Raw genomic sequence first — 15,546 nt, 5'->3', positions numbered from 1 at the left:
GAGAGTCTCTTTCAGTTAGCTAAGGATAGATGTCACTGACTCGATTGGATGGTTGAAAGGGATTCTCCTAAAAAATAGAGTGAGGTGTACGATGAAAATTAAAAATCCAGTATTAACAGGTTTTCATGCTGATCCGTCTATTGTGCGTGTGGGAGAAACATATTACATTGCCAACTCAACGTTTGAATGGTTTCCAGGCGTTCAGATCTATGAGTCGCAGGACTTGATGAATTGGCGTTTAGTGGCACGTCCATTGGCTTCTGTCGAGATGTTGGATATGAAGGGCAATGAAGATTCAGGAGGAATTTGGGCGCCCGATCTCTCTTATGCGGATGGAAAATTTTGGTTAGTTTATACCGATGTCAAAGTGGTCAATGGGGCGTTCAAAGATTGTACGAATTATTTGACTACCGCAGAAGAGATCACTGGTCCATGGAGTCAACCGATCCGATTGAACGGTGTCGGCTTCGATGCTTCTCTTTTCCATGATGACGATGGCCGCAAATACCTAGTTCAAATGGAATGGGATCATCGCGAATACCATCATCCATTTAACGGGATCAAATGCACCGAATATTCAGTAGAAGAGCAACGTCTACTGCCGGAAACAGGCAAGATCATTTGGAAAGGAACTGACGTGAAATTAGTGGAAGGACCTCATCTGTATAAGTTATTTGGTTATTATTATTTGTTTTGTGCAGAAGGGGGCACCGTCTATACGCACCAAGAAGTGGTGGCACGGTCAAAAACTTTAGAAGGAGCTTTTGAAAGCCAAGCAGAGACCTTTTTAACTGCCTATGACTCTCCAGAAAATCCGCTGCAAAAATGCGGGCATGGTGCATTAGTCGATACACCAGATGGCGAATGGTATTTTGCCCATTTGACTGGTCGACCGTGGCATCATAAAAACGAATCCATCCATGATCCTCGTGGCTGGTGTACATTAGGCAGAGAAACAGCGATTCAAAAGGTGACATGGTCTAAAGAATTGTGGCCAGAAATCGTTGGTGGAAAGCAAGGTAGCTTGGAGGTGGAAGCACCTAAAGGAGTGACACCCCACCCTTATGAAAAACTGCCAGAAAGGACTAACTTCGAACAAAGCGAACTGCCACCACAATTTCAAACAGTACGTGTCCCTTTTACGAAGGACATCGGCATCTTGAAAGATGGAAAACTGACATTGCGAGGCGCTGGAAGCTTAGCGAATACACATGGGAACTCATTAGTCGCTAGACGTTGGCAAGCATTTGAGTTTGAAGCAGAAACTGCCTTGAGCTACTCACCAACGACCTTCCAACAAATGGCAGGGCTGACGAACTATTATAATTCGCAACATTGGTCGATGATCCAAGTGACTTGGCACGAAGAAAAAGGCCGTGTCATTGAACTCACTGAGAATAATCAAGGCGTATTCAAAAGTTATTTGCAGGAACAGGTCATTCCGATTCCAGAGGATGTAACAGTTGTTTATTTCAAAACGATCGTCAGAAGAGAAACTTACACATATGCCTATTCGTTTGACGGAAAAACATGGATCGAATTAGCGATCCAGTTAGACGCAAAAGTATTATCCGATGAATATGTCAACCAAACCCATGGTGGATTTTTTACGGGTGCGTTTGTGGGAATGGTCAACATCGATTACTCAGGATATGATTTGCCAGCTGTTTTTGATTATTTTGATTATCGGGAAAGGCAAAGTGAATAGAACAGTATTGTCGCTTCAGGAGTAAGAGGGGAGATCTTTCATGGAAAAAGAACGTTTATTTTCAATGTCTAATATTGAAAAAAGTTTTGGCCCTGTGCATGTCTTGAAAAAAGCAAGACTTGAGATAAATAAAGGCGAGATCCATGCTTTTATGGGAGAAAACGGAGCCGGTAAGTCTACTTTGATGAACATTCTTGCCGGATTGATCGATAAGGACGAAGGAGAAATCATATTTGAAGGGAAAGAAATCCCTAAAATGACTCCTGACTTCGCACAAGAATTAGGAATTGCCTTTGTTCATCAAGAATTGAATCTCGCAGAAGATTTGTCTGTGGCAGAAAATATCTTTATTGGTCGGTTGCCCTATAAGAATAAGGCGCTAGGAATTGTTGACTTCAAAAAATTATATGAAGACACGCAACAATGGCTGAATCTAGTGGGATCTGCGATTTCTCCTACTACACTTGTTGCTTCGTTGTCTACAGCCAATAAACAATTAGTTGAAATTGCCAGAGCGCTTAGTTTGAACGCCAAAGTGATCATTTTTGATGAGCCGACGACTTCTTTGTCTGAAAAAGATGTCGAAGTTTTGTTTATTATTATTCGCAGATTGAAGGAAAAAGGTGTATCCAGTATTTACATCTCCCATCGGATGAAAGAGATCTTTGAATTAGGTGAACGAATCACGATCATGCGCGACGGGGAATATATCTTGACCGATGAAGTGAAAAACTTGTCTGAAGAAGCAATCATCGCTCGCTTAGTTGGGCGAGAAATCAACGATCTGTATCCGAAACAACCTACCCAATTAGGAGAAACTTACTTACGAGTTTTGAACCTTTCTGATTCTTTCGGGCGGGTGAAAAATGTCAGCTTCCAGGCAAGACGAGGGGAAGTATTGGGCTTTGCGGGGTTAGTAGGAAGCGGTCGAACAGAAACGATGCGACTGATTTTCGGTGCGGATCGTGCAAAATCTGGTGAAATCAAATTGGCGAACCAGCCGGTAGTGATCAAGTCACCGGTGGATGCGATTCGTCAAGGAATCGGGTTATTAACGGAAGACCGTAAACATCAAGGCTTGTTTCTTGGTCTCTCGATCCAAGACAATATCACGATAACGAATCTAGGTGGATTTGTATTAAAACATGAATCACTTAATCAAACGGCTCATCAGTTTGTACAAGACGTGAAGATCAAGATCAGCGATATTGCGCGTCCAGTTGCCAGTCTCTCTGGTGGGAATCAGCAAAAAGTCGTTTTAGCAAAGTGGTTGAATACCACAAATCAAGTATATATTTTTGATGAACCGACAAAAGGTATTGATGTGGGGGCAAAATCAGAAATCTATACGATCATCAATGAGTTGGCACGCCAAGGGAAAACGATTTTGATCGTCTCTTCAGAAATCCCTGAATTATTAGGGATCTGCGATCGAATCCATGTTTTTCGGGAAGGTGAGATTACAGGAGAAGTCGTCGTCGCTGAGTATCAGGACAGAAAAGATGAGGCGCAAGAATTGATTATGACCTATGCTACGCTTAATGAGCATTAACGATTCTTCAGTTAGAGGATATGTAAACAAAGGAGAGAACGATGGAAAAACGAAACAAGTTAACGATCAAGTCACTTTTTATGAACTACTCTGTTTATTTAGTGTTAATTGCTTTAGTCCTATATTTTTCAATTGCAAATGCGAATTTTTTGAGCACGTTCAATATTGAAAATTTCTTCCAACAAATTCCGCCGGTAGGTATTTTAACTGTTGCTTATGCGATGATTTTGATTTGCGGTTATGTGGATCTATCAATTGGTTATGTCGGAATGGCGTCAGGAATGCTCGGTTTATATGCGGCAAATCAAGGAATGCCTGCGCCAGTCGTTGTGCTTCTGGCATTATTGACAGGGGCAATGTTAGGTGCAGTGAATGCTTTGTTGATCAAGAAATTTGATTTACCTTCATTTATTTTGACGTTAGGAACAAGTTATGTCATCAAAGGAATGCTCGGCTTTTTCACAGATGAACAATTTATCGGTTCCGAAAATGAGTGGTTCAATCGGTTAGCGAAAACGCCGATCGGTACGGATATGTTCAAAAGCAATGCCTTGATTTTTTTGATTATCATCATTGTATTTGCTTTTATAATGAAAAATACTCGGCTGGGAAGATATACCTATGTGGTAGGGTCAAATCAAGAAGCTGCCAGATTATCCGGTATCGATACGGATAAACATATCATCAAGATGTTTATGATTGAAGGAATGTTAGCAGCCATCGCTGGTTTGTTGATTGTTTCAAATTTAAATGGTGGCGCTTCCAAAGATGCGAATGGCTTAGACTTGTTCGCGATGGCGGCAGCGATCATGGGTGGTACGTCATTTAGCGGTGGCATCGGCACAATTGGCGGAGCGGTAGCAGGTATCTTAACCTTACAAGTATTTAAAAATGGCTTGACATTGATGGGGGTAAATTCATTTTTACAAGATACAGTCACTGGCTTAGTCATTATTTTAGCAATCATCATTGATTATTTGAAACGTCGAGCAAGTCGTCAGTCATAATTACAATCTAAGGAGTGAAAAGACCATGTTAAAAAAATCATTTTGGGTCATTAGTATGTTCGTTGCGTTATTATTAGTTGGTACAGGCTGTAGTACGAGTGATTCTGCGGATGCAGATAGTGAAAAGACCTTGTATTTCATTCCAATCGTAGACACCGGAGCTTATTGGAACCCCATGAAAAAAGGAGCAGAGGATGCGGCACAAGAATTGGGCTATACATTGGTCACGAAAACCTCTCCTTCTGCTGAACCAAGTAAGAAAGAGAAACATATCGGCTTTATCAGAGAAGCAGTTGCAAAAAACGTAGCAGGAATCGCCATTGCACCGATTGAGAAAAAAGCATTTGTTGATCCAATCAAAGCAGCCATGGATAAAAATATTCCAGTCATCACCTTTGATGCCGATTTAGAAAATCCTGAAGATCGGACAGCTTACGTAGGTACAGACAATGTCTCAGCTGGAAAAGAATTAGGGTTACGTGCTGCTGAAGAAATGAAGGCAAAAGGCATTACCGGGGGTTCGATCGCCATCGTTTGTGTGGATGTTGCACAACCAACTATGATCGATCGTGAAAAAGGACTGAAAGAAGGTTTTGCAGAGATCTATGGAAAAGATGCTGAGAACTTTAAGTTTTTAGCGACGATACAAGACAATGATCAACCATCAGAATCTAAAAAACAATTAGAAGGCTACATTGCGGCGAACAGAGACTTAGTCACTGTCTTTTCATTAGGTTCAGAAGGACCGAATGTCGGTGTGATGAGTGCGTTAGAATCTCAAGGAAAAGCAGGACAAGTGCTTCATTATGGATTTGATTATACGGACACTTGGTTAGGCGGAGTAGCGGACGAACGAATCACAGCGATCGTTGACCAAGATGCGTACCAAATCGGCTATCAAGTGATCGAGAATTTAGTGAAAGCAATCGACGGTGAAACAATTGACGCAACGATTCCGATCGATGTCAACTATGTGTTAGCAGAAGAGTTAGAAGAGTATGGAAAAGAAAAAAGTAAAGTGAAAACAGACTCAGTAGAAGATACTTCAGTAGAAAGCACAGAAGAAACAGAATAAGAAGCGTATGTAATCAGTGGAAAGGAACAGGCGGTGTCCTGATGGAACGGACTGTTTCTTTCGCTTGTTTTTGTCGGAAAGGAGAACGATTCATGTATGTATTAGGTTTAGATCTAGGAACAAGTGCCTTGAAGGGCCTAGTGTTTGATCGAAAAGGAAAGTTAGTGGCAGAAGCAGTTGCTTCTTACCCTATGAGCAATCCACAGATGGGGTATAGCGAGCAACAACCGGCGGACTGGCTCAAAGCAGCAGATCAAATATTGAAAGAATTATTAGGGGAAGTGACTGATCTTAAAGATGAATTGGCAGGCATCAGTTTTTCTGGACAGATGCACAGCTTAGTTCTTTTGGATGAAGCAGATCAAGTTGTAAGACCAGCTATTTTATGGAATGATGTTCGTACGACACCACAATGTCAACGAATCACTGAAATAATGAGGGATAAGTTGTTACATCATACGAAAAACAAAGCGTTAGAAGGATTTACACTACCGAAAATCTTATGGGTGCAAGAACACGAACCAGCGAGTTGGGAAAAGGTCAAACACATTCAATTACCGAAAGATTATTTACGATTCTGGTTGACTGGTTCGTATCATATGGACGATTCAGATGCGGCGGGCACACTACTGCTGAATCAAGAAACTAAGCAGTGGGATGAAGAAATCTTAGAAGAATTTGGGATCGACCCAGCCATCTTACCTCCTTTAGTGGCATCTACTGAAGTGGTGGGGACATTGAAAGACGAGTTAAAAGAAAGATACGGCTTTACCAAGCCAGTCAAAGTGATTGCAGGCGGTGCCGACAATGCCTGTGGCGCTGTTGGCGCTGGTATTTTAGAAGAAGGTCTGGGCTTATGTTCCATCGGTACAAGCGGAGTATTCCTTCGATACGAAAAGAATGTGGATAGAGACTATCAAGGGAAGCTCCATCTCTTCCAACATGCCTCAGGTGCCGCGTATTCGATGGGTGTGACCTTAGCAGCTGGCGACAGCTTGAGTTGGTTCAAACAGCGCTTTGCTCCTGATCGTTCCTTCAGCGAGTTGCTATCAGAAATCGGAAGTGTTGATGCAGGCAGTAATGGCTTATTGTTCACTCCTTATATCGTAGGGGAACGAACGCCTTACAGTGATAGTCAAATCAGAGGAAGCTTTATTGGAATAGATACGCAACACGAATTGAAACATTTTACCCGTAGCGTGCTAGAAGGGATTACCTTCTCTCTAAAGGACTCCCAAGCGATCATGGAAGAGATGACCCAACAAAAAATCGAAACCATCGTATCAGTCGGTGGCGGCGCAAAAAATCAGACGTGGCTCCAAATGCAAGCGGATATTTTCGATCGGCCGATCGTTACTTTAACCACCGAACAAGGACCTGGGCTTGGCGCCGCTATGTTAGCAGCAGTAGGCTGTGACTGGTTTACCGATTTGAACGAATGTGCAAGTGTTTTTGTTTCCTACCAATCCCCTGTGCAACCGAACCCGCAACAAGTGGAAGTTTACCAAAAGGTGTATGCGCGTTATCGTAAAGTATACGAATGTACAAAGGAAATTTGTCACATGTACGAAAAATAATAACTGAGTACCTAAGTGAAAGGAGTGTGTTCCTAGTGAAAAAAATGATCACGTTGTTAGGCGATTTTTACCATCCGCATGATCCGTTAGTGAACTATTTTCAGGGGATCGCTAAGCACTTCCCACAAGAATTAGAGATGACTGATCTGACGATCGAGCAACTAACCAAAGCATTACATGAGCAACCTGATTTATTCCTCCTTTCAAAGGAAAATCGGTTAGCACCCGAAACAAATGACGCTTTTTGGTTAAATGAAACATACGATCAGTTGATTACAGACTATGTGGCGGGTGGCGGAAGCCTGATTGCGTATCATTCAGGACTTTCTAGCTACCCGATCCACTCTGCGTTTAGTGAGATGTTGCGGGGACGCTTCCTTCAACATCCCAAACCTACAGAAGTAACCTATCGAGAAAAAAATGGTAAGTCTTATAAAATATGGGACGAACACTATTTCACTGAGGTAACTATAGGCGAAACGGAAGTTCTGATGCACAGCTATTCTCACTATGGTGAATCGATTGCCGCTTGGCGACATCTGTATGGTAAAGGAAAAGTTTTTTGTATGACTCCTGCACATTTTTCAGAAGGATTGCAACATGAAGGAAATCAAAAGGTACTTTTCGATGGAATTAGTTGGTGTCTAGAATCAACGTGAGTACGGCGAAAAAGAAGGATAGTTTTTTTATAACTCCATTTATGTTTCCAATCAGTGCTATACTTAAAGTATTCAATAGATTGGAGAAAATTTATGAGTCAAACAGAATTTATCATGCTCCTGATCGTCGGCATCATTGGAATCTTAATTGTCTTAGAAATCAATTCGCGAAAAAAATTAAGAGCAGATGTCCGTTACAAATGGGGGAAGCTTCCATATCAAGTACGATTTGATAAGGAGGAGAGCTTAAAAGAAGCTTGGCAGACAGAAAAAAAGTTTCGCACGTGGGACAGTGAAGTCGATGACTTGACTTGGTATGACCTAGATATGTTTGAAGTATTCGAAACGGTCAATCATACGTATTCAAGTGTGGGTTCAGAAGCGCTTTATCAGCGACTGCGTAATTTTGATTTTGGAGAAGATCAGCGTTTAGAAAAGTTGATTACTTTCTACCAAGAAAATCCTAAGTTGAGAGAAGAAATCCAATATCAATTTGCACGACTTGGAAAAAAAGACCGGAATTTTGCCAAACAATACTTAGCAGATGGCAAAAGCAAAAGAATTGGTCATATTGGGCTATTTGCCTTTTTAGGCATGTTACCACTCATTGGTTTAGGCTTGTTTTTACTTGGACAAGTGATCGGCATTTATCTCGCGATCATTAGTGTGTTATTCAATACGGTTTATTACTTGATAAAAAAGCAAACACTCGAAACAGAACTTAATAGTATGGGTTATCTTGTTTCTACGATTTCTGCGGCGAAAAAAATAGCTACGTTTCCCACACCGTTACAAGCAGAGTTACAAAAAAATGTTCAGCCTTTAAAAGAAATCCCTAAGTTCGGTTTTTCATTTCGAGTGAAAAATGGCTCAGAAGCGGAGTTGTTTTTTGACTACTTGAATATGATGTTCATGTTGCCATTTATTTCGTATCATTTTGTCATTAGCCGATTGGAAAAGAAAACGGAACAAGCGATCGAATTATGGCAAATACTCGGAGAGTTAGAAGTAGCTGCGGCAGTGTTGAATTATCGCACCTACATGCCCTATTCTTGTCAACCAGTCTTTGCAGAAGGCGGGATCATGGCAGAGGATACGTATCACCCTCTGATTGCAGAAGCAGTCGTCAATCCCATCGATTGGCAACAGAACACATTGGTCACAGGCTCGAATGCTTCAGGAAAATCGACGTACGTCAAAAGTATTGCCATTAACTGTATCTTAGCGCAAACGATCCAAACTGCTTTAGCCGAATCTTTCACGATCCAACCTGGTCATGTCTTGACCTCGATGGCGATCGAAGATAATTTGTTTGAAGGCGATAGTTACTTTGTTTCAGAAATCAAATCGATCAAGCGCTTATTACAGCAAGTGGAAACAAAAGAACGTTGCTATTGCTTTGTCGATGAGATCTTGAAAGGGACAAATACGATTGAACGGATCGCGTCTTCGGCAGCTATCGTGAATTGGTTGAGTGATTACCCTTCTTTAGCCTTTGTCGCAACACACGATATCGAACTGACAGAGATCTTGAAAAAAGATTGTGCCAATGTCCATTTTGAAGAGCAAGTGACGCCTGAGAAAGGGATCAGTTTTGATTTTAAATTAAAACAAGGACCTGCTAAGACAAGAAATGCCATCGCATTATTAGATGTGCTGAAGTATCCTACAGCAATCGTAAAAGAGGCACAAGCAGAAGCTGCCTTTTTTGATCAACATCGCCAATGGCGGGTAGTGGAGTAAGAAATAAGCCCAAGCTAAAGGTATTTAGTCAAAAACCATCATTGATAATGAAAACCACAGAGACGACAGAATTATTTTCTGGAAGGACTTGTGGTTTTTTCATTTTCATCTTACTGCATGGAGCTTAACGGCTTTCTCACAACCTCTTTACATGCTAAAATAGTAAATCAGACAAAATAAGGAGAGTTAGTAAAAAATGACATATGCTCTTGAGATAAATGAGTTAAGAAAAATATATGGGACAGGTGTGGAAGCACTCCGAGGCATTGATCTGACGGTTGAAGAAGGAGATTTTTATGCATTATTGGGACCAAATGGTGCAGGTAAATCAACAACGATCGGGATCATCACTTCATTAGTGAATAAGACATCGGGAAAAGTGAAAGTCTTTGGCTATGACTTGGATACAGATTTAGTACGAGCAAAACAACAAATCGGTTTAGTGCCCCAAGAATTCAACTTCAATCCGTTTGAAACGGTGCAACAAATCGTCGTGAATCAGGCGGGTTACTATGGTGTATCCCGTAATGAAGCATTGAAACGTAGTGAAAAATACCTTAAACAATCTAATTTGTGGGAGAAACGCAATGTTCGTGCGCGGATGCTTTCAGGTGGGATGAAACGACGATTGATGATTGCCCGTGCATTGATGCATGAACCCAAATTATTGATTCTAGATGAACCCACAGCGGGTGTCGACATTGAATTAAGACGAGAAATGTGGGAATTTCTACGTGAATTGAATCACGCAGGAACAACGATCATTTTGACGACTCATTATTTGGAAGAAGCAGAAATGCTTTGTCGAAATATTGGAATCATCCAATCGGGTGAACTGATTGAGAATACCTCTATGAAAGCCTTGCTTTCCAAATTACAATTTGAAACGTTTATCTTTGACTTAGCACCTTATGATAAAAAGCCAGAGATCATTGGCTATACAAGTATCTTAGAAGATGAACGCACACTTGCGGTTGAAGTGGAGCGTGATCAAGGAGTGAATGGGATCTTTGAACAGTTAAGTGCGCAAGGGATCAAAGTCTTGTCTATGCGCAATAAATCCAATCGCTTAGAAGAACTTTTCTTGAAAATTACGGAAGAAACTTATCATATGGAGGCAACGAAGAAAAATGTTTAATCTTTATTTTACTGCATTAAAAAGTTTAGCAATCAAAGAAACCAATCGCTATATGCGTATCTGGGTACAAACGCTAGTACCACCAGTGATCACTACGTCTTTGTATTTTATCATTTTTGGGAAAATGATCGGGGGACGAATCGGTGATATGGGTGGTTTCTCCTACATGGAATTTATTGTTCCCGGATTGATCATGATGTCCGCCATCACAAGCTCTTATTCAAATGTTTCTTCTTCATTCTTTTCACAAAAATTCCAAAAGAATATCGAAGAGATTTTAGTTGCCCCTGTACCAACACATGTCATCATCTGGGGATTTGTGATCGGTGGGTTGGGACGGAGTGTCTTGGTCGGTGCATTAGTCACGATGATTTCTCTATTTTTTGTGCCATTACATGTCTATTCATGGACGATCGTTGTATTAACACTATTGATGACCGCTATCTTATTCTCGCTTGCTGGTTTGATCAATGGGATTTTCGCCCAATCTTATGATGACGTGTCCATTGTACCAACGTTTGTGTTACAACCTTTGACTTATCTTGGCGGGGTGTTCTATTCGATTTCGATGTTACCACCGATTTGGCAAGCCATCTCAAAAGTAAATCCAATTGTTTATATGATCTCAAGTTTCCGTTATGGTTTCTTAGGCACCACAGATGTGCCAATCTTCATTTCGATTGCGATCCTTGTACTGTTTATTGTAGTGCTTTATTCAACGTGTTGGTACTTGATCAATAAAGGTAGAGGATTAAGAAGTTAATGAACGAGGCAAGCCAACTCCTTCAATAGTAAGGTGAAAATTGAAAAAATATGAGAAGCTATTTTCCTGATTTTCGCCTTAATATTCGGAGCTGACCGGCTTTCTCACAACCTAGATAAACGGTGTTCAAAAAGCTGACCTTCAACATTAAGCTAAAAAATGGCAAAATATGAAAAGCTATTTTACCATTTTCTATCTTACTGCTCAGGTCAAAACGCTTTTTTCACAACCTCTGATAAACGGTGTTCAAGGAGCAACACTTCGGACATAAGCCAGAAAAATCAAAAATGAAACAGCCATTTTCGATTTTCCTGGCTTATGCCTTAGTGCTGATCGCTCCTTTCACAACCTAGATAAACGGTGTTCGAAAGCCAACTCCTTCAATATTAAGGCGAAAATTGAAAAAATATGAGAAGCTATTTTCCCAATTTCCGCCTTAATATTCGGAGCTGACCGGCTTTCTCACAACCTCTACTTTGCTTCTTTTTCTTTTTCCTTGTATAATGGCAACAATGTTTTTGATGGAACTTTTTATATAGCGAAATGGAGTGTACTTGATGAAGAATAATTTTTGGGCTGAACTACCTACGCCCTTTTTTGTATTAGCACCGATGGAAGATGTGACAGATGTGGTTTTTCGCCATGTCGTCCAAAAGGCCGGTGCGCCGGATGTGTATTTCACCGAATTTACTAATTCAGATAGTTTTTGTCATCCAGATGGCAAAGAAAGTGTCAAAGGACGTTTGACATTTACTGAAGATGAACAACCGATGGTGGCACATATCTGGGGAGATAAACCGGAATTTTTCAGAGAGATGAGTATTCAACTAGCCGAGATGGGTTTTAAAGGAATAGACCTCAATATGGGTTGTCCGGTACCGAATGTGGCAGAACGTGGAAAAGGTAGTGGCTTGATCCTACGCCCTGAGGTTGCGGCAGAATTGATCGAAGCTGCAAAAGCTGGAGGGTTACCGGTAAGTGTGAAAACACGTATTGGCTACACAGAGCAAGCTGAAATGGTTGATTGGATCAGTCATTTATTAAAGCAAGATATCGCGAATCTTTCTGTTCATTTACGTACACGCAAAGAAATGAGTAAAGTGGCGGCACATTGGGAACTAATTCCTGAAGTCGTTGCCTTGCGTGACCAAATTGCCCCACAAACGAAGTTGACGATCAATGGAGACATCCCTGACCGTCAAACAGGGCTTGAATTAGCGGAAAAATATGGTGTAGATGGCATCATGATCGGCCGAGGTATTTTTAAAAATCCATTTGCCTTTGAAAAAGAACCGAGAGAGCATTCAGCAGAAGAACTTATTGATTTACTGCGCTTGCAACTCGATTTACAAGACCACTATGCAAAAGAGATCCCACGTTCGATCACAGGCTTACATCGTTTCTTCAAAATCTACGTCAAAGGATTTCCAGGAGCCAATGATTTGCGTGTGCAATTGATGAACACGAAATCCACTGATGAAGTTCGTGCACGATTAGATGAATTTCAACATAAAACTGAATAAACAGTTGAGGTTGTGACAAAAGTCATCAACCAAAAAAGCTGTGACATCTAAAAAATATGAAAATATTTTCGGATGTCATGGCTTTTTTTGACTAAATTGGCTTTTGAAGGCTGTTTATTCAGTTTTAGCTAACAATGGCTATCTAGATTGTATATTTCAAGCGTAAATAATACTGAGTGAAAAATGATAAAAAATGAATTAAAAACAAAGAAAAATGAAGAAAATTTAATGTAACGTATGTTATTTGAGCGTTTTATTTTATGACATAACAAATTTAATGATATCCTAAAATTTATCAGATGATAAAAATTTATAGAACAAGAATTGAGTAGGTGGATGTCATGAAAAAAGTCATTGTAACAGGTGCAGGAGTTGCGGGATTAAGTGCAGCTGTACGCTTGCAAAAATTAGGCTATGAAGTAACATTGTACGAAAAAGAAAGTGGCCCTGGCGGCAAGATGAATCAAATCAAAAAAGATGGGTTCACGTTTGATGTGGGGCCAACGATCGTGATGATGCCTGAAATCTATCGCGAAGTATTTGAATTTTGTGGGAAAGATCCGGATGACTACATTCCGATGGAAAAAGTCGATCCTATGTTGAAACTCTATTTCAATAAAGAAGAACCAATCGAATTTTCAAATGATCTCATTGAATTGACCAAAACGCTCGAAGCGATTTCCCAAGAAGATGCGCAAGGCTATTATGCGTTTCTAGCGGATATCTACAAGCGTTATCACATAGCCAAAGAAGCATTTATTACTAAATCCTTTCGTGGTTTTTGGGATTTCTATAATCCTAAATCACTATGGGCAGGGATTCGTCTAAGAACATTTAGTGATGCGTATTCATCGATTGCTAAATTTGTTAAAGATGAACGTTTGCGAAAATCATTGGCGTTCCAAACCTTATACATCGGTGTTTCCCCATACCAAGGTCCATCGTTATACACGATTATCCCGATGATCGAACTTTTATATGGCGTTCATTTTATCAAAGGAGGTATGTATACTTTAGCAACCTCACTAGCTAACTTATTAGAAGAATTAGGTGGAACGATCCATTATAATACACCCGTTGATGAATTGATCATTGAAGATAAAGTGGCAAAAGGTGTTCGAATCGGACAAGAACGAATAGAAGCAGATGCGGTCGTTTGTGGTGCTGATTTTCCTTATGCAATGAAAGAGTTGATTCCTGATGAAAAGAATCGTGGGAAATATACGGATAAGAAAATCGATAAGATGGAATACTCTTGTTCTTGTTTCTTACTATACTTAGGTCTAGATAAAAAATATCCGGGGGACTATCTCCACAGCATCTATTTCGCAGATGACTTCAAACGAAATGTGGATGATTTGTTTGAAGATGGTCATTTACCGGAAGATCCATCCTTTTATCTATACCGTCCTACGATCATGGATGAATCATTAGCCCCAGAAAACCATGAAGGATTATATGTATTAGTACCAGTTCCAGAACTTTCAAAATACGAAGATTGGTCAGAAGCGAAAGTCCAAGAATATCGTCAAAAAGTATTGACATTATTAAAAGAAAAGACGGACTTTACTGATATTGAAGAGCATATCGTTTCAGAAAGTTTTTATACACCAAAAGACTTTGAACAACATTTCAATGCCTATAATGGTGCAACATTTGGGTTGAAACCAACCTTAAAACAAAGTAACTATTATCGACCTCATAATAGATTTGCTTCTGCTGAGAATCTTTATTTCTGTGGTAGCAGTACACATCCCGGAGCTGGTGTACCAATCGTGATGCAAAGTGCTAAGCTTGCGGTAGAGGAGTTGGTTAAAGATGACAAAAACTAATCAGGAACTGTTTGAAAAACACGCAGACGATTTTGCCTATTGTGAAACTGTGATAAAAAAATATTCAAAATCGTTTTACGCTGCGTTTTCTCAACTTCCTGAAGAAAAAGCAAAAAGTGTCTATGCCATTTATGCTTTTTGTCGCTTGGCAGATGATACAGTTGACTTAGCGCATAGTGAGGAAGAATTGTTGGCACTAAAACACCAACTAGATGCTTTCTCCATGGGTAAAATTCCTGATGAACCAATTTGGCGTGCCTTGTCGGTTGTTTTTTCCGTTTATCCCATGACCTTGTCTCCGTTCTACGACATGATCGCAGGTCAAAAGCAAGATTTAGTCTTTACACAGCCAGAAACATTGGCTGACTTAGAAGACTATTGTTACTATGTCGCAGGTAGTGTCGGCTTGATGTTGTTACCTTTATTATCTGACCAAGCAGAAAAAATCCAGTCACAGGCAAAAAGGCTGGGTGAAGCGATGCAACTCACTAACATTTTACGAGATATCGGTGAAGATAATAAAATGGGACGAATTTATTTACCAAAGGAAATGATGCGTGCCCATGGTGTGACTGAAACCATGTTGCAAGCAGATAAACCTGCGAAGCCATTGATTGCTCTATGGGAAGCGATAGCTAATGAAGCAGAGAAAAAATATGAAACTTCTTTTACGATGCTGCCGTTTATTGACCGAAATTGTCAACTCGCATTAACTGCTGCTGCAATGATCTATAGAGAGCAATTAAGCGTAATCAGAGAAAATAACTATTTCATGTTAGATCGTAAAAACTATGTCAGTCAGATAAGAAAAATCCAACTGCTGAGAAAAGCCAAAAAATATGTAGAAACCCTAATAAATAGTCCACAACAATCAACATTATAATTGGTATGATAGCATTGATAATCTGATGTATCAGAAAACGGAATGAGCACTCGCGGAAAGTACCGTTGCGAGTGCTCATTCTTTGT

12 protein-coding genes are annotated in these 15,546 nt (G+C 40.3%); all 12 read left to right on the top strand.

The features are described from left to right. Positions 1–91: 91 nt before the first annotated feature. Positions 92–1,708 (top strand): glycoside hydrolase family 43 protein, encoded by a 1,617-nt coding sequence (locus IGI79_RS13395; RefSeq protein ID WP_195475977.1) that lies wholly within the window; start codon positions 92–94, stop codon positions 1,706–1,708. A gap of 40 nt (positions 1,709–1,748) precedes the next feature. Further along, positions 1,749–3,260, top strand: a complete 1,512-nt coding sequence (locus IGI79_RS13390) for a sugar ABC transporter ATP-binding protein (RefSeq protein WP_195273601.1) — start codon at positions 1,749–1,751, stop codon at positions 3,258–3,260. A gap of 41 nt (positions 3,261–3,301) precedes the next feature. Then, the gene (locus tag IGI79_RS13385; RefSeq protein WP_023520548.1) at positions 3,302–4,267 is read left to right on the top strand and encodes an ABC transporter permease; all 966 of its coding nucleotides are present in this window, start codon (positions 3,302–3,304) and stop codon (positions 4,265–4,267) included. A 25-nt stretch (positions 4,268–4,292) separates the two neighbouring features. Further along, positions 4,293–5,342: a sugar ABC transporter substrate-binding protein gene (locus IGI79_RS13380; protein WP_195273599.1), complete on the top strand. Its 1,050-nt coding sequence runs from the start codon at positions 4,293–4,295 to the stop codon at positions 5,340–5,342. Between the two features lie 92 nt (positions 5,343–5,434). After that, positions 5,435–6,919, top strand: coding sequence for a xylulokinase (gene xylB, locus IGI79_RS13375; RefSeq protein WP_195273634.1), 1,485 nt, complete (start codon positions 5,435–5,437; stop codon positions 6,917–6,919). A gap of 44 nt (positions 6,920–6,963) precedes the next feature. After that, on the top strand, positions 6,964–7,578 hold the full coding sequence (locus IGI79_RS13370; protein ID WP_229053984.1) for a ThuA domain-containing protein: 615 nt from the start codon (positions 6,964–6,966) through the stop codon (positions 7,576–7,578). Between the two features lie 93 nt (positions 7,579–7,671). Then, on the top strand, positions 7,672–9,321 hold the full coding sequence (locus IGI79_RS13365) for a MutS-related protein (RefSeq protein ID WP_104776015.1): 1,650 nt from the start codon (positions 7,672–7,674) through the stop codon (positions 9,319–9,321). A 196-nt stretch (positions 9,322–9,517) separates the two neighbouring features. After that, a complete protein-coding gene (locus IGI79_RS13360; RefSeq protein WP_010734030.1) occupies positions 9,518–10,459 on the top strand; it encodes an ABC transporter ATP-binding protein in 942 nt (313 codons plus the stop codon). Beyond that, on the top strand, positions 10,452–11,222 hold the full coding sequence (locus IGI79_RS13355) for an ABC transporter permease (RefSeq protein WP_010734031.1): 771 nt from the start codon (positions 10,452–10,454) through the stop codon (positions 11,220–11,222). The genes IGI79_RS13360 and IGI79_RS13355 overlap by 8 nt, the downstream gene beginning before the upstream one ends. 557 nt (positions 11,223–11,779) lie before the next feature. Continuing rightward, the gene (locus tag IGI79_RS13350; RefSeq protein ID WP_019722719.1) at positions 11,780–12,745 is read left to right on the top strand and encodes a tRNA dihydrouridine synthase; all 966 of its coding nucleotides are present in this window, start codon (positions 11,780–11,782) and stop codon (positions 12,743–12,745) included. 341 nt (positions 12,746–13,086) lie between these two features. Next, positions 13,087–14,577, top strand: a complete 1,491-nt coding sequence (locus IGI79_RS13345; RefSeq protein WP_438846055.1) for a phytoene desaturase family protein — start codon at positions 13,087–13,089, stop codon at positions 14,575–14,577. Then, positions 14,564–15,460 carry a phytoene/squalene synthase family protein gene (locus IGI79_RS13340; RefSeq protein WP_104776013.1) on the top strand — a complete coding sequence of 299 codons (897 nt, stop codon included), beginning with the start codon at positions 14,564–14,566 and terminating at the stop codon, positions 15,458–15,460. The genes IGI79_RS13345 and IGI79_RS13340 overlap by 14 nt, the downstream gene beginning before the upstream one ends. Positions 15,461–15,546 lie beyond the last annotated feature (86 nt).

The organism is Enterococcus sp. AZ084, assembly GCF_051714905.1.
GTDB lineage: Bacteria > Bacillota > Bacilli > Lactobacillales > Enterococcaceae > Enterococcus_B > Enterococcus_B pernyi.
Note: the sequence above shows the minus strand (reverse complement) of the source record. Positions and strands in the feature narration are given on the sequence as shown.

Bases quoted from the DNA above. Each gene is read 5' to 3' on its own strand.
- IGI79_RS13385 (WP_023520548.1), top strand. From the start codon at position 3,302: ATGGAAAAACGAAACAAGTTAACGATCAAGTCACTTTTTATGAACTAC.
- IGI79_RS13350 (WP_019722719.1), top strand. From the start codon at position 11,780: ATGAAGAATAATTTTTGGGCTGAACTACCTACGCCCTTTTTTGTATTA.
- IGI79_RS13360 (WP_010734030.1), top strand. From the start codon at position 9,518: ATGACATATGCTCTTGAGATAAATGAGTTAAGAAAAATATATGGGACA.
- IGI79_RS13365 (WP_104776015.1), top strand. From the start codon at position 7,672: ATGAGTCAAACAGAATTTATCATGCTCCTGATCGTCGGCATCATTGGA.
- IGI79_RS13395 (WP_195475977.1), top strand. From the start codon at position 92: ATGAAAATTAAAAATCCAGTATTAACAGGTTTTCATGCTGATCCGTCT.
- IGI79_RS13370 (WP_229053984.1), top strand. From the start codon at position 6,964: ATGATCACGTTGTTAGGCGATTTTTACCATCCGCATGATCCGTTAGTG.
- IGI79_RS13355 (WP_010734031.1), top strand. From the start codon at position 10,452: ATGTTTAATCTTTATTTTACTGCATTAAAAAGTTTAGCAATCAAAGAA.
- xylB (WP_195273634.1), top strand. From the start codon at position 5,435: ATGTATGTATTAGGTTTAGATCTAGGAACAAGTGCCTTGAAGGGCCTA.
- IGI79_RS13390 (WP_195273601.1), top strand. From the start codon at position 1,749: ATGGAAAAAGAACGTTTATTTTCAATGTCTAATATTGAAAAAAGTTTT.
- IGI79_RS13340 (WP_104776013.1), top strand. From the start codon at position 14,564: ATGACAAAAACTAATCAGGAACTGTTTGAAAAACACGCAGACGATTTT.
- IGI79_RS13345 (WP_438846055.1), top strand. From the start codon at position 13,087: ATGAAAAAAGTCATTGTAACAGGTGCAGGAGTTGCGGGATTAAGTGCA.
- IGI79_RS13380 (WP_195273599.1), top strand. From the start codon at position 4,293: ATGTTAAAAAAATCATTTTGGGTCATTAGTATGTTCGTTGCGTTATTA.